The following is a 21,171-nucleotide window of genomic DNA, read 5'->3' on the forward strand; positions in this document are numbered from 1 at the left end:
ATCTATTTGGCTACTGGGATTAATAGGTTCATATTGTTTGTTGAGCATCACGCTTGTCGAGCACTAACAGCATCTAGGGCTTCTTGCTTAGCGCGATAGGCTAGAGACGTAAATGGGCAAAAGCCGTTTGGATCAGTTGCGCCGATTTAATTCCTGCGGCGGTTTCTAGGCCAGAATTAAAATCTAAACCGTAAAATCCTTGGGCATTGGCACTGGCCGCATTGTCGGCGTTGAGTCCGCCCGCCAACATGGCATGGGCTTTTTGTGGGCAGAGGGATTTCGCATCAATGCTTTGCCAATTAAAGGCTTGGCCCGAGCCGCCAAATTGGTCTGCCGTTTTACTATCAAAGAGATATCGCGATGCTCCCTGAGGTAAGTTACCAAGCTCACCCGTTTGCGCATCGACGCTGACGGCTTTCCAAATTTGAGTTGTGAGTCCCGCTTGCTCAAGTCGCTCTGCGAGTTGTGCGATTTCAAGTTCAGTTTCAGTGCCATGCAGCTGTACGGCAGATAACTGCAAACGGGCTGCGATATCCGTAATGGTGCTTGGCGCGGCATTAACAAACACGCCGACGAATTCAATGGCGGGAGCCGCGGATGCGCGATATTCCCTGAGCAATTGTTCAGCGGCGTTAAGGGTTAACGCGCGCGGGGATTTTTCGGCAAAAATCAGCCCGGCATAGACGGCGCCTGCTGTTGCTGCGGCGCGAATATCTTCCATGCGGGTGAGGCCGCAGACTTTATTGTGACCGAAGATCAATTTACGGCAGGCTAAGTCGATATCAGCCTCGGCCATAATTGAGCTGCCGACGAGGAAACCATCGACCAACGGACTCAGGCGGCGTACTTGCTGATTGTTGTAGATGCCTGATTCGCTGATCACCACGCGGTCGCTGCCAATGTGTGGCGCTAAGGCTTCTGTGGTGGCGAGATCGGTACTCAAATCCCTTAAGTTACGGTTATTGATCCCGATAATCGGCGCATCTAATGCGATGGCGCGTTTAAGTTCCACATCATTACTGACTTCGGTCAGCACATCGAGTTGATACTTAGCGGCTTCTTTCGCTAGGCGGTGATATTGTGCATCATCGAGTACGGATAGCATTAACAGAATGGCATCGGCGCCTTGGTGGGCGGCGAGTTTAATTTGGTATTCATCGACAAAAAAATCTTTGCACAGAATTGGTTGGTTCACCCGAGCGCGCACCTTAGGGATATAGTCCATATCCCCTTGGAAAAACTGCTCGTCGGTTAATACCGAAATGCCCGCCGCATATTTTCCGTAAATATCGGCAATGGCTTCTACATCAAAAACATCGCGGATAAGCCCTTTAGAGGGGCTGGCTTTTTTACATTCTAAAATGTAACCCGCCTTGGGCGCCTTGAGTGCAGCAAATAAACTGCGGTCAGAGATTTTTGGCGACAAGCTTGCCTCGGGGAAACGCAGCTTCAGGGCGGCAATATGGGCCGCTTTGGTATCGACTATACGGGTTAACACATTACTTTTTGGCATAGGGTTTGTTTCTGCCTGTGGCTGAGTTCTCATATCTTGGCTATTTGTTATCAGTTCTTGAGTCATTGCCACTTATTCCTTTGTTTCACTGCTGACTTTAGCTAATTGGCTTAACAATTCAAAGGCTTTACCGCTTTGTATGGTACTGAGCGCAAGTAAGGTTCCTGTTTTCACTGAATCAGCAATCCCACACACATATAAAGCACAACCGGCATTAATGGCGACCGCATTGGCATGCGCATCTGTGCCGTAACCTTTTAAAATTGCCTCGGTGATCAAGGCATTCTGCGCGGGTTCGCCGCCTTCTAAGTCACTGATTTGTGCTAAAGGCACACCTAAATCGGCGGGCGTGAGTTGATACTCTATGATGTCGCCGTCTTTTAATTCGGCCACTTGGGTGTTGCCGTGCAGCGCGACTTCATCTAAACCACTGCCGTGCACTACCATAGCGCGTTTTGTGCCAAGCGCCTTTAATACTTTTGCTATTGGTAAGACTAACTCAGGGCTATACACGCCAAGTAACATAAATTCGGGGCGGGCGGGATTGATAAGTGGCCCTAACACATTGAATAAAGTGCGCGTTTTCAGTGCTTGCCTGACCGGCCCCGCATGCTTTACTCCGCCGTGGTAGTGGGGCGCAAATAAAAAGCACAGGTTCAATGCGTCGAGGCAACGACTGGCGGTGTCTGGTGACATGGTTAAGTCGATGCCAAACTGCGCCAAAAGATCCGATGAACCCGATTTACTCGACACGCTACGATTGCCGTGTTTGGCGACCTTGGCGCCCGCCGCCGCGGCAACAAAGGCCGCAGTGGTGGAAATATTAATGGTATTAAAGCCATCGCCACCGGTGCCAACGATATCAACGATGCCATTGCTAAGGTTATCGCCATTCGAGTAGGGAAACGTCTTGGCAGCGGCGCGCATCGCATCGGCGGCGCCGCTGATTTCATCAATGGTTTCGCCGCGCATCTTGAGCGCGACTAACATTCCAGCCATAGTGGCTTCACTCATTTCACCGCGAATTAACGCGCTAAAAATCTCAAAGGTGTGCTCGCGACTTAAACTCTTACCTTGGTATAAAACGTCGAGTAAAGGCTGAATATTGTTTGTACTCATGCATTTACTCCTGCTGTCATGTCTTGGGTCAGAAATGCCAAGGTTTGAATGAGCAGTGTGCTGCCCAACGTTGTCAGAATGGATTCTGGGTGGAACTGAAACCCAACGGCTCTATGCTCAGGGTGCAAAATTGCCATCGGCATAGCGTCAGTGGTTGCAATCACTTGCAAGCAATCCGGTACTTGAGTGGCAACGAGACTGTGATAGCGGGCAACGGGCAGGGGAGAGGGCAAACCAGCAAATACGCCAGTACCGTCATGGAAAGTGGGGCTTGCCTTGCCGTGTACCACAAAAGGTGCGCGTGCCACTGTGCCGCCGTAATATTCCACCATGGCTTGATGCCCAAGGCAGATACCCAGCATAGGCACCTTACCCGCAACTTTGGCGATAAGTGCCATCATAGAGCCTGCCTCATGGGGCGCACCTGGTCCTGGTGATAACACGAGGGCTGCAGGCTCTTGTTCGTTAAGCAGTTTTTCAGCTATATAATCGGCGGCAACATCGTTGCGGTAAATCACCACTTCACAGCCAAGGCTGCGAAATTGATCCACTAGGTTATAGGTAAAGGAGTCAAAGTTATCGAGTAGATAGAGTTTCATGTTTGGCTCCTATTTATATTGCACAGAAGAGGATTGTGCTGAAGTGGATTGAGCTGACGATTCATTCACTGGTGATTCAGTTACTTGCAGTCCAGCGCCCATTTTTATGGCTGAAATCACGGCTTGGGCTTTTTGACGGGTTTCATCTGCCTCGCTTTGGGGATCCGAATCAAATACCACGCCCGCGCCCGCTTGAATAAAGGCGGTGCCATTTTTAACAAAGGCGGAGCGGATAACGATGCAAGTGTCCATGTCACCAAGGGCATTAAGGTAACCCACAGCGCCGCCATAACTGCCACGACGGGCTTTTTCCGCTTGGCGTACCAGTTGTGATGCACGTACTTTTGGTGCGCCGACTAAAGTACCCATATTCATGCAGGCTTGATAAGCATGCAGGGCATCTAAATCTTGGCGTAATTGCCCCGTTACGCGGCTGACGAGGTGCATCACGTGGGAATAACGGTCAACTTTTAATAATTCGGCGACTTTGCGGCTGCCGCTTTGGCTGATGCGTGCGATATCGTTGCGCGCTAAATCGACCAGCATTAAGTGTTCCGACAGTTCTTTTTTATCTAAACGCAGTTCAAGTTCAATACGGCTGTCTAAGTCAAAATCAATCTCGCCCGTTGTGGTTTTGCCGCGTTTGCGGGTGCCAGCAATTGGGTAGACTTCGACTTGATTACTGCTGGCATCAAATTTGAGCGCACTTTCTGGTGAGGCACCAAAAAGCGTGAAATCTTGGCCTCTGAAATAAAACATGTAAGGGCTAGGGTTAGTCAGGCGCAGGGCACGATAAGCCCCTAAAGTATTCGGGCAAGGCAAACTAAAGCTACGGGATGGCACTACTTGGAAAATATCGCCCGCAATAATGTGTTCTTTCAAATCGATAATGGTTTGTTTGAACACCTCATCGGAAATATTGACTTGCTCAGTTGCGTCGATGGCGACCAGTGTCGGTATATCGGCAGGTGAATTACCGAAGGTTTTACACTCTGCAGTTAAACTTTGTACCCGCTCACTTAGCGTTGCGGTTATGGCGGCATATTGAGCTGAATCGTGACTGAAGTTATGGGTAATGATGTCGGCTTGTTTCTGTTTATGATCGATAAGGATTAAGGTTTCAGCGAGGTAAAATAAGTAGTCAGGGCAATCGTTATCGCGGTTCGGTACGGCGGGCAGTGGTTCAACGGTATCAATCAAGTCGTAGGCCAGCACGCCACCTAAAAACAGATCCTCAAAGGCGGGTTTAGTCTGGCTGTCAGTATGAGCGCCACAATTAATCTGCTGGATAAACATCCGCAGGCCATCGAGTGGCGAGGTCGATTTTAAGCGTGCATCTTCATCCTGCAGCTGAGTGTCTTTTTGCAGTGTGACCACTAAGGTCAAGTTATCTCGGGCGACATTGACAGCAGTACTGAAAAAGAGCTCGATGGGATCAAGTAAGCTCGCGCCATTGTCGGTCAGTGCGGTGAAGGTCAGCTGATAACCGTCACAGCGGATCATCATGGCGGCATGGGTCATTACCATGCTTTTTAAGTGATCTTTACTGTCGATTTCGGCCGATTCGAGCAACATAGTATGGGGCGCATCTTGGGTGATGTGCTGATATAAGCGTAGTGGATCGCTGTGGTAGGTTAATGCCGCCTTGAGTGTGCTTGAGCGTGCGAATGTCTGTTTGGGCATGTTCATACTCCAGCTACCTGATAAAATGTCTTTAACATCATGAGTTATCTCGCTTTCTTAATCTTGTTACCCGAGTCTGCCGACATTTTTCGCACCTAACAAAAAAGCCCGCATTTCTGCGGGCTTCTTGTTGATTCTGGTCACTTTCAAATGAGCACAGAGCTTCACACCACCCGCTACGTTGGGAAGTGCCACCACCAAATGATGTTTAATGAAGCGTTAATGTGTGTCATTTAAAAGGGTCTCGCTAATTCGTTAATTGATGTATAGAAAACCTTAGCTGGAGCTGAATGTCAATTGAATATTTTTCACTTCCTGCGATTTATTCGCTGCAATGATGCATAAAATTGATGTTACTCAGCCACAAAATACGAGATAGCAGCGCATTTGTTAACAAATTCGCGTACAATAGCGCCATGAATACTCAAAGCATATTGGCTGATCTACACAGCCACACGACCGCGTCCGATGGTCAGTTAACGCCGTCTGAATTGGTGGCAAGAGCCCTTGAAAAGGGGGTGCAGTTATTTGCCATTACCGATCACGACACAGTGGCTGGTTTACCTGAAGCCCGTGCCTTTAATCAGGCGCAAGCTACTCCATTGAAATTGATTTCTGGCGTGGAAATATCTACTCGCTGGAACAGTTATGATATCCACATAGTGGCGCTTAACTTCGATGCTGATAATCCAGCGTTATTAGCATTTTTAGAAAACCAGCGTGAATTACGTGAATTACGTGCTCAAGAAATTGGCCATAGATTAGCTAAAGCCGGCATTGAAGGTGCCTACGAAGGTGCTAAGGCGTTGGCGGGTGATGCGGCATTGAGCCGTGGACATTACGCTCGCTGGATGGCTGAAAATGGTCATGCTGTGGATATGCCCAGCGTCTTTAAACGCTACCTTGCACGCGGTAAAACCGGTTATGTGCCTAATAATTGGGGTGATATGGCCAGTGCCATTGATATCATCCATAACGCAGGTGGATTAGCCGTGTTGGCGCATCCCAGTGGTTATAAGTTATCGGCTAAGTGGCTTAAGCGCTTAGTGCGTGAATTTAAAGAAGCGGGTGGAGATGCCATGGAAGTGGTGCTTGGCCAGCAAACGTTAGACGACAGGGCCAATCTTGTGGCGCTGAGTGTCCAAAACCAGTTGCTTGCATCGATAGGGAGTGATTTTCACTTTCCGAGCAATTGGATAGAATTAGGTAAAAATCTGTATCAGCCCCAAGGTATTGATTGGGTCTGGCAATCGGAATCTTGGATGGAACGACCATGAGTCAGTTTTTTTATGTACATGAAGTAAATCCGCAAACGCGGCTTATTAGTCAGGCGGTCGCCGTATTGAAAAGCGGCGGTGTGATTGTTTATCCCACCGATTCGGGCTATGCCTTAGGCTGCTTGATTGGTGAGAAAGACGCGATGACGCGGATGGCGAGAATTCGTCAAATTGAGAACGATCATAACTTTTCCTTGATGTGCCGTGATTTATCCGAACTTGCGACTTACGCTAAAGTGGATAATCAGGCGTATCGCATCCTAAAAAGTTGCACGCCTGGGCCTTATACGTTCATTTTCAAAGCGACTAAAGAAGTACCGCGTCGCTTACAAAATGACAAGAAAAAGACCATAGGTATTCGTGTGCCCGACAATGTGATCGCACTGGCGTTGCTTGAAGCCTTAGATGCGCCGCTGATGTCGACCAGTTTAGTGATGCCAAATGCAGAATTTGCCGAGTCTGATCCTGAACAAATTCGCGATTTGCTCGAGCATCAAGTGGATGTGATTATCCATGGCGGTTATTTAGGTGAAAAACCGACGACAGTGATTGATATGTCTGAAGATGGCGCCGAGATTTTACGTGAAGGCGCGGGTGATATCACGCCGTTCCTCTAAATCTGCCGCATTAGATTTATCGCTAATGGATGCGGGTAAGTGATTCGGATAGTGGTAGTCAACATTTGGCAGTTTTATCGCCGTAGATTTACAGGTATAATCGCGCGTTTGGCGTTAACCTAGGTTGGATAGCGCAGTGTTAACGGAGCAAGATAGCGGATGCAGGGCACGCAACAGAGTTTACCCTTAGCCGTTATTCGTGGTCAGGCAATGACCGAAATGCCGCTGGATTTGTTTATTCCGCCTGAGGCATTGGAAGTGTTCCTCGAGTCCTTTGAAGGGCCATTGGATTTACTTTTATATTTGATCCGTAAGCAAAAATTAGACGTTGTCGATTTACCCATTCAGCAAATCACCGCGCAGTATTTAGAATATATTACGTTGCTGACTCAGGCTCGAATCGAACTTGCTGCCGATTACTTAGTAATGGCGGCAACGCTTGCCGAGATTAAATCCCGTTTGCTGCTGCCGCGTATGGTGGCCGAAGATGAGGTTGAGGAAGATCCACGGGCACAGCTTATTCGGCAGCTTAAAGCCTATGAAGTGATTAAAGAAGCGTCGCAAAAACTCGATGATTTACCGCGGCTCGAGCGGGATGTATTTCAAGCCAAAGCAGTGGCAGCACCCGACATTAAGCCGTTAATGATCCCGCCAGAAGTTTCGTTGTTTGAAATTGCCCGCGCCTTTGGTGATGTACTCAAACGTATCGATGCCTATGAAGATCATCATGTTAAGCGTGAACAGTTATCGACTCGTGAGCGCATGAGCCAGATTTTAGCCATGTTGAACTCGGAAGATTTTACGGTATTTGAACGTTTATTTACCCTAGAAGAAGGCCGTGCCGGCGTGGTAGTCACCTTCTTAGCTTTGATGGAATTAGTCAAAGAATTATTGGTCGAATTGTACCAAACAGAGCCGTTTTCAACTATTTACGTTAAGGCCTATTAATTGATGCAGATAAATCCGACTCAATTAAAACAGCTTATTGAAGCGAGTTTGTTTGTATTGGGGAAACCCTTGTCGGCGAAAATGTTGAAAGACACTGTATTGGTGGATTTCACGGTTTCTAGAGACAAAATAAAAGCTGCATTGGATGAGCTGCAGCAGGATTATCAAGACAGAGGTGTGCAACTTGTGAAAGTCGCTGGAGGTTATCGCTTCCAGACCTTAGAAGTCTTGAGTCCTTTTTTGCAGCCTCTGTGGCAAGAAAAGGCGCCTAAATATTCGCGTGCGACATTAGAAACCTTGGCGGTGATTGCTTATCGTCAACCTGTGACTCGCGGCGATATTGAGCAGGTGCGCGGTGTGGCCATTAGTAGTCACATCATAAAAAGTTTGTCAGATAGACATTGGATTAAAGTAGTTGGCCATAAAGAAGTACCGGGGCGACCCGCGTTATATGCCACTACCTTAGAATTTTTAGCATATTTTGGCTTAGATACCTTAGCGGATTTACCGCCGTTGTCGGATACTGAGTCATTGCAGGCGGTTTTTTCAGGTTTGAAATCAACGCCAGAACAGTCAGAAGAGCAAAATACTAAATGAGTGAAAAATTGCAGAAAGTCTTGGCCCGTGCAGGCCATGGCTCCCGTCGTGAGATGGAGGCATGGATTGCTGCAGGCCGAGTTAGTATTGATGGTGAAATTGCTAGCCTTGGGGATCGTATTGAAGCTGATGCTAAAGTGCGTATCGATGGCAGAGCCATTTCGTTAAAGTCTGCCGAAGATGTGATTTGCCGTGTGCTGGCATATCATAAACCTGAAGGCGAAATTTGTAGTCGTAAAGATCCTGAAGGCCGTCCAACGGTATTCGATCGCTTACCTAAAGTGCGTGATTCACGCTGGGTAGCGGTTGGTCGTTTAGACATTAACACCTCAGGCTTATTGTTGTTTACGTCAGATGGTGAGTTGGCGAACCGTTTAATGCATCCATCGAACGAAGTCGACCGCGAATACGCAGTGCGTACCTTTGGTGAAATCCCTGAGGCGACAGTGCAACGTTTACGTACTGGCGTCATGTTAGAAGACGGCCCTGCGCAGTTTGATAGCATCAAACCAGCGGGCGGCGAAGGCATGAACCAGTGGTGGCATGTGTGTTTACGCGAAGGTCGCAACCGTGAAGTGCGCCGTTTGTGGGAATCCCAAGAAGTGCAAGTGAGCCGTTTGATCCGTATTCGTTATGGTATGGTCGAACTGCCAAAATCACTGCCTCGTGGTGGCTGGGTTGAATTGCCCGTAGAGCAAGTTAACTACTTGCGTAAGCTGGCAGGTCTTGAGCCCGAAACTCGTACTATGCTTGCTGCCGATAAACACAGCGTAGCCCGTGCTCAGGTGAAGAGTGCTAAAATTCGCCGCGCCGTACGTAAGCATAAAGTGACCGGATCGGGAAAACCTAAGCCATCGCGTCAGCGCAGCTAAGTTGTTTTATCCCAATGAAAAAGGCCGCTAAGCGGCCTTTTTGCTTTCTGTTATTTGCAGCTATGTTATAACAAGTCTCAGTTGGATTGAGGAGTGAATGGATGAAGCTAATTTCAGTGAAACGGATTTGGGAACACGCTGCCCATAATGCGTTTACCGATTTAATCACGTTTCAGGGGGCACTGTTTTGCGTTTTCCGTGAAGGGACTGCCCATGTGTCACCCGATGGTGCGCTACGAATTCTACGCTCAGCGGATTTAGGCGACACTTGGCAGAGCGTGGCGCTGATCCGTTCGGATGAGGCGGATTTACGCGATGGCAAACTGATTGAGTATCAAGGAGAATTACTCTTACTCGGCGGCGGGACTTTACACGATAAGTCCGGCTTACAATCACATCTTTGGCGCTCAGCCAATGGGCTAGCGTGGTCGGATGCGTTAAAAGTCGCGGATAAAGGCTATTGGTTATGGCGCTTAACCGAGCATCAAAATGCACTCTATGGCGTGGGTTATCGCGCTGGGCCTGATGGCGATACCCGCTTGTATAAAAGTGATGATGGGGTGCAGTTTGAGACTTGGTTAAAGGTGTTTAATAATCAAGGTTATGTCAACGAAACTGCCATTGTTTTTCATCAAGAAAACGGCTTTTGTCTATTGAGGCGCGATCCCGTATGGGGCCCAGAATTTGTCGGTTTACTCGGCCGCAGTCAAATGCCATTCACTGATTGGCAATGGCAAGAACTCGATAAGCGCATTGGTGGGCCAGTGATGTTGATGTATCAATCCCGTTTGTTGGCTGTAGTGCGTTTATATGATGAACAAGTTAGAACGGCTTTAGTTGAAATTCATCCAGATACTGGCGTGGTTCAAGAACTACTGACACTGCCATCGAAGGGCGATACCAGTTATGCGGGCGTTGTGATTGACGGAAATGAGTTGTGGGTAAGTTATTACTCCAGCCATGAGTTAGCTGACTCACCGCTGGATACACAAAATTCGCTTGATGAGTCAAACAGAGTCGCCAAAGCTAAAACGATGATTTATTTTGCAAAAATTCAGTTAAGCTAAGATTTGCGGTGCGCTATCTTTGTCGTACTTAATGTCATCGACAAGTTCTGGGTTTCATTTTGAGAATATCTAAAATAATAAAGAGCCATAAATAGGCCCTTTAATATTGCTGAATCATACCGGCAGAAACTCAATAAGCGATTCGATTACTGTGCGTTAAACTGCTGTCCGTTGACGGCACTAGAATCTTGACCCATCAAATATAGATAGGTCGGCATGATCTCTTCAGCGGTTTTGAGATCCAGTGGATTCTCAGCAGGGTAGGCTTTAGCGCGCATCTCAGTGCGGGTAGCTCCTGGATTGATGCTGTTGACTCGAACCGAGGTGCCATCGCATTCATGGGCGAGAACTTGCATCATGCCTTCGGTTGCAAACTTAGAGAAAGCATAAGGTCCCCAATAGGCGCGGCCTTGACGACCCACACTGCTCGACGTAAAGATAATCGATGCACTGGGTGCTTGGCGCATCACAGGTAGTAATGCTTTAGTTAGCATGACTTGGGCCGTGACGTTCACTTTGAGCACGTCTTCGAGTGATGGAATATCTATGTGTTCAAACGGACCTAAGGCACCGAGTAAGCTAGCGTTATGTAATAAGCCGTCTAAATGATCGAATTGCTCGGCTATGGTATCGGCCATATCGCGATAATTTTGTTCCGTTGCGCCCTTAAGATCCAATGGCACTATGGCAGGTTTGGGATAACCGGCTTGTTCTATTACGTCGTAAACTGCTTCCAATTTTTTCACTGTTTTACCAAGTAAAATCACAGTGGCGCCGTGTTTTGCAAACTCAATGGCGGCGGTTCGGCCTATGCCAGCACCAGCGCCTGTGACTAAAATCGTCTTGCCCTTGAGTAAATCTTTTGCTGCTTGATATTCCAACATGAGTCTCTTTTTCCTCTTGGCGAGAATGCCCGCCACTTCTAGAGTCGCCGAAGTGATAAACGTATGTTTCAAACAAATGAATGAAACTTTGTTATCAATAGCTAAAATCTTTGTGACAAACTTGTGGCTAACTCAATATTTTTACGTTAACTTGAAATGAGTTAGGGGCTAACATAAGCCCTATTGGTCACAGATCTAAAAGCTATTGTGACTAATTTCTTGGGGAAAACAAAACTATTACAACAAGATTTGGGGAAAAAAGATGAAAAGACTCATTTTGGGTGTTGCGATTGCATCTGCACTGGGCCTCACAGGATGTGGTGAGGACAGTTTTAATGAACTCAAGGATAAGACAGAAGTGCTCATCCCTGAATCGCACATGGTGTTCGACCCTGCTAATTCAAAAGTTCCATTACCGAATGATTTGCTGTTCAGTGGTACCAAAGATGGCACATTATCGATTCCGGGTGAAAGCTCGGGCAATTATGTTGATCCACAAATAGCGCTTGGGGCGTTAGATGGGTGGTCGACGACATCACCTATTTCTATTGATATCGATTTGGCGAAAAAACATGACGGTACACCGCTGACCTTAATGGCGGCATCGGTTGCACAACCGGGTGCTGTCAGAATGTTTGAAGCTACAGTAGGCGGCGCATTATCGTCTGATCCCGAATGTAAGGCTAAACCGTCAGTTTCAGCCTGTAAAGTGGGCGCTGAGTTGCAGTTTGGCGTTGACTTTATATCAACCGCTTCGGGCAAAAAAGTGGTAATAATTCCGCTTAAGCCACTCAAAGCTGGGCAATCTTATATTTATGCGACAACGAATCTTATTCAAGATTCTGAAGGTCGTGGTATCGCTCCTTCAACGACCTATGGTTTGTTGAAGCTGGATATCAATACGTTACCTTTAGAAACGCCAGACCAATTGATGCTGCAAACCTTAGTGAACAGTTATGAGAAAGGGATTGCTGCGGCCCATAAGGTCGATCCTTTAACCATCAGTTACTCTGGCTTATTTACAACTCAGTCTGTTGCTAACGTCTATGAAACCACCAAATTGCTGATGGCGAAGGGAGCTCCCTATGCACCAAGCTTTGCCCAGATGCCAACACCAACAGGATTGACAGTGGCACAAGTGGCGGGCTTAACACCAGCTGCTGGAGCTGCCTATGTTGCCGCAAACTTGGCTGATGTGTATACGGCAAAAATTAAACTGCCTATTTACGGTGATTGTTCTTCAGTTGGTTGTTTATCCGCTGAAGGTAAACCATTAATTAATGGTCATTGGAAAGCACAAGGTGATAGCCCTGTATCTGTGCTACTAGCACTGCAAGCGGGCACACTCAGCCAGAATAATTTTGGTATGCAAGCGGTGGCTAATGGTATTGCTAATCCTGCTGATGCTTTAGCCAATCCCTCGTTAATGGCGGGTAAAACATGGGTTTTAGACGATGGTACGGCAGTTGATAAAACCAAACATCTGACTAAATTCAATCCTATTCCAGCAATCAAAGGTTATGAAACAGTATCTGTACTGATTTCTATGCCCAATGCAACGAAATTGGCCGCTTTTTATCAACAGCAAGGTCGTGAGTTTATTCCTCCTACATCTGGTTGGCCAACAACAATTGCCCTTCACGGTTTAGGTGGCGGTAAAGAAATGTCATTGGCCTATGCCGGCACGTATGCGGCAATGGGGGTTGCAACTGTTGCTATTGATATGCCACTTCACGGTGCGCGTTCATTCGATGCTAACGGTGATGGGATTTATGAAGTCTCTGCGACAGATCCTGCCTTCGGTGCAGTTGTCGGTAAACCGGATGCCTTTAAAAATGGTAACCCGTTGGTGTTTGTGAATATTTCTAGCACTTTGTCGGTGCGAGATAACTTCCGTCAAGCGACGATGGACCATTTAGGGGTGCGTCTTGCTCTTACGGGCTTAGCACAGGGCTTAGCACAAGCAGGTCAGCCGCAAGTATTTGATGTGACTAAAATCAGTGCTCAAGGTCTGAGTTTAGGCGCCATTGTGGGCACTGATTTTGCGACCTATGCCAGCACAGGTATGAAGAATCCAGCAACCGGCGATGCCTTGCCAAATGCTTATGCTATCAATGCTGTATCCTTAGTTGCGCCAGCAGGTGGATTAGCAGGATCATTCGCAGGTTCTGCAACCTTTGGCCCAGTGCTGTTTAGTAATATTACGGCATCTGCAACTTTCCAAGCACAGGTCGATGCGGCTAATACAGCAGGTTATGAGCCTGGTAGCCCTGAATATGCGGCACTGGTGCAGGGGGTGTATGCCCAATTTATTCCGACGTTTGCCTTTGCGGTTCAAACAGCGGTAGATTCTGCAGATCCTGTTAACCATGCTGCTATGTTAAAAGCGACTGGCTTACCTGTGCACTTAATTGAAGTGGCGGGTGATGGTAACGGTAACTTAGCAGACCAAGTGCTGCCTAATCGCGTCGATAACTTCCCATTATCGGGCACTGAGCCGCTGATCGCTGCTATCGGGCTACCTTGTGCCGATAGCACGAGCAAAGGTCATGGCGTTGTACGCTTCGCTAAAGGTCACCACAGTTCGATTGTTGATCCTAAAGAAAAGGAATCAACAGATGGTATGGCCGCGGCTGCCACGGTTGAAATGCAGACTCAAGTGGCAACCTATGCAGCTACTGCAGGTAAGGGCGATGCGACGATTTTAGTGACAAACAGTGAGGTCATTGCGACTTGTCCTAACTAATCTTGCCTTAATCGGAAAAACCCAGCCTTTGCTGGGTTTTTTTATGGGCCTTTAGGCTGTTAGAATAGCGCGCAATTGACTGAATGATGTAACGCCCTAACGGAGAACACTTTGGAATTTTTATACGAGTATGGAATGTTTTTGGCGAAAGCCGTCACAATAGTGGTCGCAATCGTTGCCGTTATTATTGTGGTGTTGGCTTCCACTGTAAAACACAAGTCAGATAAGGGCGAGCTGAGGATCACTAACTTGTCTGAAGAGTTAGAAGAACTTAAGCATGGCTTAAAAGAAGAACTTTTGTCAAAGAAACAATTCAAAGCCTATGAAAAGCAATTAAAAGCTGACGAAAAGGCAAAAGACAAGGCCGCAGATGAAGCCTGCACGGGCAAAGTGTTTGTGATTGATTTTAAGGGCAGTATCGATGCCGCTGAGGTTGCATCACTGCGTGAAGAAATCAGTGCAATTATTGCTATCGCAGAAAAAGGCGATGAAGTGGTTGTCAATGTAGAGAGTGGCGGTGGTATGGTGCATGGTTATGGTTTAGCCTCCAGCCAGTTAGATCGCTTACGCCAAGCTGATATTCCATTGACTGTCTGTGTTGATAAAGTCGCCGCCAGTGGTGGCTATATGATGGCCTGTGTAGCGAATAAAATTTATGCTGCACCTTTTGCCATTGTCGGTTCTATTGGTGTTGTTGCTCAACTGCCTAACTTTAATCGCCTGCTGAAAAAGCATGAAATTGATTATGAGCAACATACGGCTGGTAATTTTAAACGCACCTTGACAGTGTTTGGTGAAAACTCCGATGAGGGAAGACAGAAGTTTCAAGAGGAACTCGAAGAAACCCACGTCTTATTTAAAGCGTTTGTTGGTAAGTATCGCCCTGAGTTGGATTTAGTGAAAGTCGCTACTGGCGAGCATTGGTACGGTCAGCAAGCCATTGAATTAGGTTTAGTTGATGCGATTTCGACCAGCGATGATGTGATAATGTCACTCGCCACAGAGCGTACTGTATACAAGATACGTTATCAGGTGAGAAAGAAACTCGCTGATAAAATTGCCCACGGTGCCTCTTTGTCTGTGAACGCTATTTTTAATCGCCTCATAGAAAAAAATCGTCCTATGTAATTCTGTCTATTGGTGAATAAAAGTAAAAACGCCTGCATTTGCAGGCGTTTTCATTTGCTTAGCTTTCGCGGCTAATACCGAAGTGGGTTAGATTTGATAGCTGATATGTTGATGGAAGCGTACGATGAGATCTTCACGCTCCGGATCGACACCTATGTCCGCAGCAAAGGCCTTCAGGGCTGTTTCAACATTGTTCATAAAGCGACCGAAACCCGAATCGTCACAGTCCTTAGTACCTGCCACTATGGTAAAGTGCGCGGCTTCGACCAAGTTATCGGCATCCCAACGACGGATCACTTGTTGCTCAGTCGCATTAGGATCGAACCCTATCATTTGTACTTCGGCTTTGCTGTCGAGCTTTTCAAACTTACTGTTACGCACAAGTGGTGTTAAGCCGTTCGCTATCATAGCAAGGCGTGTCAGTTGTCTATTAGCTGCCGCTTTGAGGAAGCAGTCTTCAAGATGCTGATATAAAGGCGTAAAGTCAGTGGCTGAGTCAGGTAATAAACCCTGTTTGAGTTTGCGACTCAGCGGCAAGCTCACCGTCACATAGGTAAGAGAGCTAACGTTTTCTGGTAACTCACATTTTCTGGCTTTATATCTTGGGCCGATGGCGCGCAGTTTATAACCATAGGTTTCTTTATAGCCCTTAGCTTTTGCGAACAGATCATAGGATAAATGCTGATGGTCGCGGACCTTAACCTTAAGATCGCTTATTGGCATTAAGGGCATTAATTCAGTGAGTAACTCACGCACCTTGATATGGAAACTGGCGGAATTACTGCGAATATCGTCACCTGTGGCGAGAAACACAATGCGCAGTTTACGGGCGCGATAGTTTTCTTGCGAGAATAAGTTTTGGGCTTCGTGGTAGGCTGGGTTATAAAAAAATAGAATTTGTTCAGTGGTTTGGAAGCAATACGCTTCGGTATGGTAACGCACTACTGGCAGTTTATCGTTAGTGATCACGTGAACATTACGGAGATCGTGTTGTTCTGCCAAATTAAATATCAAACGGCTTAAAGTTTGATAACAGCTTTGATAATCGGGATATTGATTGAGTAGCTCATCCGTCACCTTGATTTCGGCTGTGATGTATTGATTTGTACGGGCTTCCTTGGGTATGTACACTTTTTGCTGATGGCTAAGGGACATATTGACTCCTTGTTTGAGTTAACCATTTGCTAACACGAATTTTACTGTTTATCTATAGGGTGAATCTTGCGTTAGAACACGTTTTTATCCGTTGAGTATGAGTTTAGCTAAGTAAGCGGTTCGTTAGCTTAAAATAGCAGCTATTTTATTGGGTTAACGCATCTTCTATCCATGGTTGCACCCAAGCCGCAATCTGAGCTTGTGCCTTTTCGTTGGGATGAATGCCATCCCTTTGCATTAATTCTGGATGGGGCGCGATATCCTGCATAAAGAAGGGGATCAACACTATATCCAGGGTTTTAGATATGTCTTGATACACTTGGGTGAACTTTTGGGTATAGCGAGGGCCATAGTTAGGCGGTACCATGATCTCGGTCAGCAGCACTTTTGCGCCGCTATCTTTGGCTAGGGTAATGATTTGGATTAGATTATTTTCGAGTTGCGTTGGGGGGAATCCACGTAAACCATCATTACCTCCCAGTTCAACGACCACAAGGTCGGGAGCAACAGAATCGAGCAAGGCGGGTAATCGGCGTAGGCCGCCCGCTGTGGTTTCGCCGCTCACTGAGCCATTGGTAAACTGATGTTCGGGCAGATTTTTTTGCAGTAGTGCTACCCAGCCTGACTGTTCTGCCATGCCGTAGCTAGCGCCTAAGCTATCGCCGAGGATCAGTATCTTTGCCGCGTGAGCGGGCGTGACCATGAGTACACTCAGTAGGATGAATGCCCCTAGGGTCTTCGCCATTGATTTTAATCTTAGCGATTGATACCAGAACGATTTATATAAGAAGGATCCTATGTCTAACGTCATCTTAAAAAACAGTGCCATTAATGTTGTTAACCTCGAAAAATCAGTGATTACTCAGGAAGGAACGCTCACTATCCTCAAGGGCATTAACTTAGATGTCAAGCAAGGTGAGAGTGTGGCTATTCTCGGCCCATCAGGCTCGGGCAAATCCACCTTATTGGGATTGCTTGCGGCGCTTGATACGCCTACGTCGGGGGAGATTTGGCTCGATGGTGTGGCATTATCACCATTGAATGAAGAGCAAAAAGCGGCACTGCGTAAACAGAAGGTCAGCTTTATTTTTCAATCCTTTATGTTAGTGGATACCTTAACTGCACTCGAGAACGTCATGTTACCCGCCGAGCTTGCGGGCGTGAGTAATGCCAAGGAAAAAGCGCAGGCCATGTTGGTGCGGGTTGGTTTATCCCATCGTTTGACCCATTTACCCAAACAGCTCTCGGGTGGTGAACAGCAAAGGGTGGCGATTGCCCGCGCTTTTATCTGTGAGCCTACAGTCTTGTTTGCCGATGAACCAACAGGCAATTTAGACAGCGTCAACGGCCATAAGATTGCCGATATGTTGTTTGAGCTTAATCAAGAAAGCCATACAACTTTAGTCCTTGTTACCCATGATCTGCTGCTGGCCAAGCGGTGTGAGCGTCAATTGGTGATGGATAACGGCCATTTACAGGAAGATATCACTCAAACAGAACCGCTAGCCGATGTTAAGGAGGCTTAATAATGGAGTTAAGTCTGGCATGGCGCCTGTTTAAACGCGAGTTACAGCAGGGACAATTGTTATTGATTATCCTCGCTATTACGCTCGCGGTTTTGTCTGTGAGTGGCTTAGCGCGGGTGAGTGAACGTCTGCAAGTGGCAATTAGTGGTCAAGCGTCACAGTTTATTGCTGCCGACCGTATTATCGATTCGCCGGTTAAAATTGATGCGGCGATTTTATCCAAAGCCGAAGCGCTTGGGCTTAAGCATGTGACTAACATGCAATTTAATTCCATGGTCTATTCGGGAGATAAGTTTCAGTTAGTCACAGTACGCGCCGTAGAGTCGGGTTACCCGCTTAAGGGCGATATTGAACTCACCAGTGGTAAAACCAAGGCGTTACCTCAAGCGGGCGAAATCTGGTTTGAGACTCGCTTAGGCGGACTTTTGGGTTATCCCAAATCCATCGAACTAGGTAACAGTGAATTTGTGCTCAGCAATGAGATCAGTCGCTTGCCCGACGCGGGCTTTAATCCTTTTGCTTCATCGCCCGTGGTATTGATGCGCATGGAAGATGTCGCCAAAACGGGAGTGATTCAACCGGGCAGCCGCGTGACTTATCTGTATCAATTTGCTGGCGATGAAGCTTCGCTTACGGCCTTTGAGCAAAGTGTTAAACCGCTTTTGAATAGCACCCAGCGTTGGGTCGATGTGCAATCCGGTGACTCGCCGATAGCGGGAGCGGTTAAGCGAGCGGAGCGCTTCTTACTGCTGGCAAGTTTGATGGGCATTGCATTGGCCTGCGCGGCGATAGGTATTGCCGCCCAGCGTTATTGTCAGCGCCATTACGATGTGGTGGCCATGCTGAAAACCTTTGGCGCCTCGGCAAAGCAAATTCGTCTGTTGTTTGGTACTCATTTATTGTTGGTAACGCTACTGGGAATTGGTCTAGGTCTTATTGGGGGAGGGTTACTCGATTTTGGGATCAGTTACCTATTGCCACCCGAAATTGCGGCCTATTCACCGCCACTCACACGGCCATTATTACTCGGCATCAGCACAGGGCTCATCAGCGCCTTTATGTTTTCGGCTTATCCATTGATGCGTTTACTGGCTATTCCGCCACTGCGGGTGTTGCAGCGTCAGTTAGAAGGCTTACAGCTTGGTATGTGGCTGCATTTGCTACTGAGTCTAGGGGCTATGGCGCTACTGGGCTATTTGTATTCCCAAAGTTGGACTTTGACTCTGACTGTGGTCGCGGCTGTGCTATTGCTGGCTGTGCTATTAAGTCTGCTTGGATTTGTGATGATACGAGCAGGACACAGTGTTGGTATGAAGACTACCAATCCTTTGCAATTAGCGCTGGCGGGGCTAAGGCGTCGTGCGCGGCAAAATGCGGTGCAATTGGTTGGCTTTAGCGCTGCACTGGTACTGTTATTGACTATTTTGGCGTTAAGACAAGATTTACTTAACGAATGGCAAAAACAGTTGCCCGAAAATGCGCCTAATTATTTCCTTGTCAATATTGCGCCTGATGATGCAAAGCCCTTGAATGATTTCATGACGGCGAAGGGGATAGTGGCGACGGACATTTATCCGGTGATCCGTGGCCGATTAACTCAAATTAACGGTGAAGCGCTGATTTCGAATGAACAGTCAGAAGCGGGTGAAAAGGGAAGAGTGGGCATTTCGCGCGAGTTAAACCTAACGTGGCGCAATACACTGCCTGCTAACAACGAACTGTTAGAGGGGCATTTTAATCAAGCCGCCGATGAAGTGTCGGTGGAGTCCGGCGTGGCGGAGCGTCTAGGTATTGGTCTTGGCGATAAGCTGACTTACGTGATTGATAATCAAGAGCTCACAGTTAAAGTTGCCAGTATTCGTGCCGTGCATTGGGAAACACTGCAACCGAACTTCTTTATGATTTTCACCCAAGAAGCGCTCGCGCCTTTTGCGTATACCTCGATGGCGAGTTTTTATCTGAATGATCAGGCGACTAACGATAAGACTATTAATGCTGATGGTACGCCTAAGGATGCAGTGATCCTTGCGCTTATTCAGCAATTTCCGACGATATCTATCATAGATGTTGGCGCTATGGTGGGGCAGTTGCGGCAGATAATTGAGCAAGTGTCGCTGTCGTTGTCTTTAGTGCTGGCCTTAGTGTTATTAGCCAGTGCCTTAGTCTTGATTGCACAGACTGAGGCTGGCATGGCAACTCGGCAACGTGAACTGGCGGTGTTACGTACCTTTGGTGCTTCAGGATGGTTATTGCGCAGTGCAACGGGTTTAGAGTTCGCCTTACTTGGCGGTATTGCGGGTGTGTTAGCCGTAATTGTGGCCGAATTTGCGTTATATCTACTTAAGACGCAAGTATTTGAACTTAATGTATACATGCACTGGCCTTGGTGGGGTATTGCCCCTGTTTCTGGAGCCTTAATCGTCGCCTTACTAGGGGTTTGGCGTTGTCGACAATTGCTCAGCCAATCTTGCTCTGAGCTATTAAAGGCTGGGAGCTAGGGCGGTTTGTGAACTCTGTTGATGGGCTAAAACATAAAGCTTATTAAGACAACAAGCTGAGCCAACATTAAAAGCACTGATGCGACATAAGCTCAGTGCTTTTTTGTTATGGGGTTGATTCTGCTGCACTTGAATTGAATATGCTTTTTACATCGGCTTACAAATTGATCTGTGCTTAAGCAGGTAGCAACAGAACTTAGTGCAACGCAATGGGTCTATCTAACTGAGAACAGCGACTAGCTTATATATGCCATAGAGGGAATATTATGTTCAAAGGAATAACAAAACTGCTTAAGGATAATCGCTCCTTTTTTCTGTTTATCAGCTTAATGTTAGTGTTCAGGAGCGCTGTGGCCGATTGGAATACTGTGCCATCGGGTTCTATGCTGCCGACTATCGTCGAGGGTGATCGCATTCTTGTTAATAAGATGGCTTATGATCTTAGGGTGCCATTTACGCATATTGCATTAATTAAACTGGCAGATCCTGCTCGCGGCGATATTGTGGTATTTGACTCGAAAAAGGCCGATAAAAAACTGATCAAGCGGGTAATAGCTGTGCCAGGCGATACTGTGATGATGCTGGATAATCGCTTGTATTTAAACGGCGAACTGCTTAGCTACACATCCCAAGCATTGAGTGCTTATGCTCCCGCTGATGTGACAGAAATGCAGGAAAATTTACTCGGTATGGTCCACAGTATTCGCCTTAACCCTGTACCCTCAAGGCTTGCCAATTTTGGACCTGTCACAGTGCCAGATGCGCATTATTTAGCACTGGGTGATAACCGTGATAACAGCGCTGACTCTCGGGTTATTGGCTTCGTGCCCCGTGATGAGATTGTTGGCCGTTCAAGTTCAGTCGTTTTCTCCCTTGATTATGATGATTATTACCTGCCTCGGCCTGAACGCTTAATGCGTGAATTCTAGTCTTAACTATTTT

General features: G+C 47.1%; 18 protein-coding genes and 1 other annotated feature. Of the genes, 11 read left to right on the forward strand and 7 right to left on the reverse strand.

Annotation, left to right across the window (positions count from 1 at the left end; translation table 11 throughout):
* Positions 1-100: 100 nt before the first annotated feature.
* From trpCF to ACHA99_RS17555, 4 genes are read right to left on the reverse strand one after another with little or no spacing between them, the layout of a single operon-like run.
* Positions 101-1,579: a bifunctional indole-3-glycerol-phosphate synthase TrpC/phosphoribosylanthranilate isomerase TrpF gene (gene trpCF, locus ACHA99_RS17540; protein ID WP_393944118.1), complete on the reverse strand. Its 1,479-nt coding sequence runs from the start codon at positions 1,577-1,579 to the stop codon at positions 101-103.
* Positions 1,580-1,585: 6 nt separating this feature from the next.
* Positions 1,586-2,632, reverse strand: coding sequence for an anthranilate phosphoribosyltransferase (trpD, locus tag ACHA99_RS17545; RefSeq protein WP_028760998.1), 1,047 nt, complete (start codon positions 2,630-2,632; stop codon positions 1,586-1,588).
* Complete coding sequence (locus tag ACHA99_RS17550; protein ID WP_168824192.1) at positions 2,629-3,231, reverse strand: aminodeoxychorismate/anthranilate synthase component II; 603 nt, start codon at positions 3,229-3,231, stop codon at positions 2,629-2,631. Before ACHA99_RS17550 ends, trpD begins: the two co-directional genes overlap by 4 nt.
* A gap of 9 nt (positions 3,232-3,240) precedes the next feature.
* Positions 3,241-4,914: an anthranilate synthase component 1 gene (locus ACHA99_RS17555; RefSeq protein ID WP_393944121.1), complete on the reverse strand. Its 1,674-nt coding sequence runs from the start codon at positions 4,912-4,914 to the stop codon at positions 3,241-3,243.
* Between the two features lie 98 nt (positions 4,915-5,012).
* Positions 5,013-5,120, reverse strand: a sequence feature (Trp leader region).
* A gap of 210 nt (positions 5,121-5,330) precedes the next feature.
* On the opposite strand from ACHA99_RS17555, the gene ACHA99_RS17560 reads away from it, so the two are divergent.
* From ACHA99_RS17560 to ACHA99_RS17585, 6 genes are all read left to right on the forward strand, one after another.
* Positions 5,331-6,191 carry a PHP domain-containing protein gene (locus tag ACHA99_RS17560; RefSeq protein ID WP_105253095.1) on the forward strand — a complete coding sequence of 287 codons (861 nt, stop codon included), beginning with the start codon at positions 5,331-5,333 and terminating at the stop codon, positions 6,189-6,191.
* Positions 6,188-6,808, forward strand: coding sequence for an L-threonylcarbamoyladenylate synthase (locus tag ACHA99_RS17565; protein ID WP_028760994.1), 621 nt, complete (start codon positions 6,188-6,190; stop codon positions 6,806-6,808). The genes ACHA99_RS17560 and ACHA99_RS17565 overlap by 4 nt, the downstream gene beginning before the upstream one ends.
* 159 nt (positions 6,809-6,967) lie before the next feature.
* Complete coding sequence (locus ACHA99_RS17570; RefSeq protein ID WP_393944124.1) at positions 6,968-7,756, forward strand: segregation and condensation protein A; 789 nt, start codon at positions 6,968-6,970, stop codon at positions 7,754-7,756.
* Positions 7,757-7,759: 3 nt separating this feature from the next.
* Positions 7,760-8,353, forward strand: coding sequence for an SMC-Scp complex subunit ScpB (gene scpB / locus ACHA99_RS17575; protein WP_263139034.1), 594 nt, complete (start codon positions 7,760-7,762; stop codon positions 8,351-8,353).
* A complete protein-coding gene (rluB, locus tag ACHA99_RS17580) occupies positions 8,350-9,225 on the forward strand; it encodes a 23S rRNA pseudouridine(2605) synthase RluB (protein WP_028760991.1) in 876 nt (291 codons plus the stop codon). Before scpB ends, rluB begins: the two co-directional genes overlap by 4 nt.
* Positions 9,226-9,326: 101 nt before the next feature.
* The gene (locus tag ACHA99_RS17585) at positions 9,327-10,292 is read left to right on the forward strand and encodes an exo-alpha-sialidase (protein WP_263175593.1); all 966 of its coding nucleotides are present in this window, start codon (positions 9,327-9,329) and stop codon (positions 10,290-10,292) included.
* 146 nt (positions 10,293-10,438) lie between these two features.
* Here ACHA99_RS17585 and ACHA99_RS17590 read toward each other — a convergent pair whose 3' ends face one another.
* Positions 10,439-11,176 (reverse strand): YciK family oxidoreductase, encoded by a 738-nt coding sequence (locus tag ACHA99_RS17590; RefSeq protein ID WP_105252124.1) that lies wholly within the window; start codon positions 11,174-11,176, stop codon positions 10,439-10,441.
* A gap of 262 nt (positions 11,177-11,438) precedes the next feature.
* Between ACHA99_RS17590 and ACHA99_RS17595 the strand changes: the two genes are divergently transcribed.
* Together ACHA99_RS17595 and sohB are read left to right on the forward strand one after the other, a co-directional pair.
* A complete protein-coding gene (locus ACHA99_RS17595; RefSeq protein WP_263236872.1) occupies positions 11,439-13,922 on the forward strand; it encodes a VolA/Pla-1 family phospholipase in 2,484 nt (827 codons plus the stop codon).
* Positions 13,923-14,033: 111 nt separating this feature from the next.
* The gene (gene sohB / locus ACHA99_RS17600; RefSeq protein WP_105252126.1) at positions 14,034-15,050 is read left to right on the forward strand and encodes a protease SohB; all 1,017 of its coding nucleotides are present in this window, start codon (positions 14,034-14,036) and stop codon (positions 15,048-15,050) included.
* An 87-nt stretch (positions 15,051-15,137) separates the two neighbouring features.
* Here the strand turns inward: sohB and ACHA99_RS17605 are convergent, their stop codons facing one another.
* Together ACHA99_RS17605 and ACHA99_RS17610 are read right to left on the reverse strand one after the other, a co-directional pair.
* Positions 15,138-16,205: a DUF3083 family protein gene (locus ACHA99_RS17605; RefSeq protein ID WP_028760986.1), complete on the reverse strand. Its 1,068-nt coding sequence runs from the start codon at positions 16,203-16,205 to the stop codon at positions 15,138-15,140.
* Between the two features lie 145 nt (positions 16,206-16,350).
* A complete protein-coding gene (locus tag ACHA99_RS17610; RefSeq protein ID WP_393944128.1) occupies positions 16,351-16,950 on the reverse strand; it encodes an arylesterase in 600 nt (199 codons plus the stop codon).
* Between the two features lie 52 nt (positions 16,951-17,002).
* Here ACHA99_RS17610 and ACHA99_RS17615 point away from each other — a divergent pair, with 52 nt between their 5' ends.
* The 3 genes from ACHA99_RS17615 (at position 17,003) to lepB (ending at position 21,158) form a co-directional block, all read left to right on the forward strand.
* Complete coding sequence (locus tag ACHA99_RS17615; RefSeq protein WP_212600695.1) at positions 17,003-17,731, forward strand: ABC transporter ATP-binding protein; 729 nt, start codon at positions 17,003-17,005, stop codon at positions 17,729-17,731.
* Positions 17,732-17,733: 2 nt separating this feature from the next.
* Complete coding sequence (locus ACHA99_RS17620) at positions 17,734-20,229, forward strand: ABC transporter permease (RefSeq protein ID WP_393944131.1); 2,496 nt, start codon at positions 17,734-17,736, stop codon at positions 20,227-20,229.
* 266 nt (positions 20,230-20,495) lie between these two features.
* Positions 20,496-21,158 carry a signal peptidase I gene (gene lepB / locus ACHA99_RS17625; protein ID WP_393944133.1) on the forward strand — a complete coding sequence of 221 codons (663 nt, stop codon included), beginning with the start codon at positions 20,496-20,498 and terminating at the stop codon, positions 21,156-21,158.
* Positions 21,159-21,171 lie beyond the last annotated feature (13 nt).

It is taken from the genome of Shewanella sp. S23-S33 (genome assembly GCF_043359565.1).
Taxonomy (GTDB): domain Bacteria; phylum Pseudomonadota; class Gammaproteobacteria; order Enterobacterales; family Shewanellaceae; genus Shewanella; species Shewanella oncorhynchi.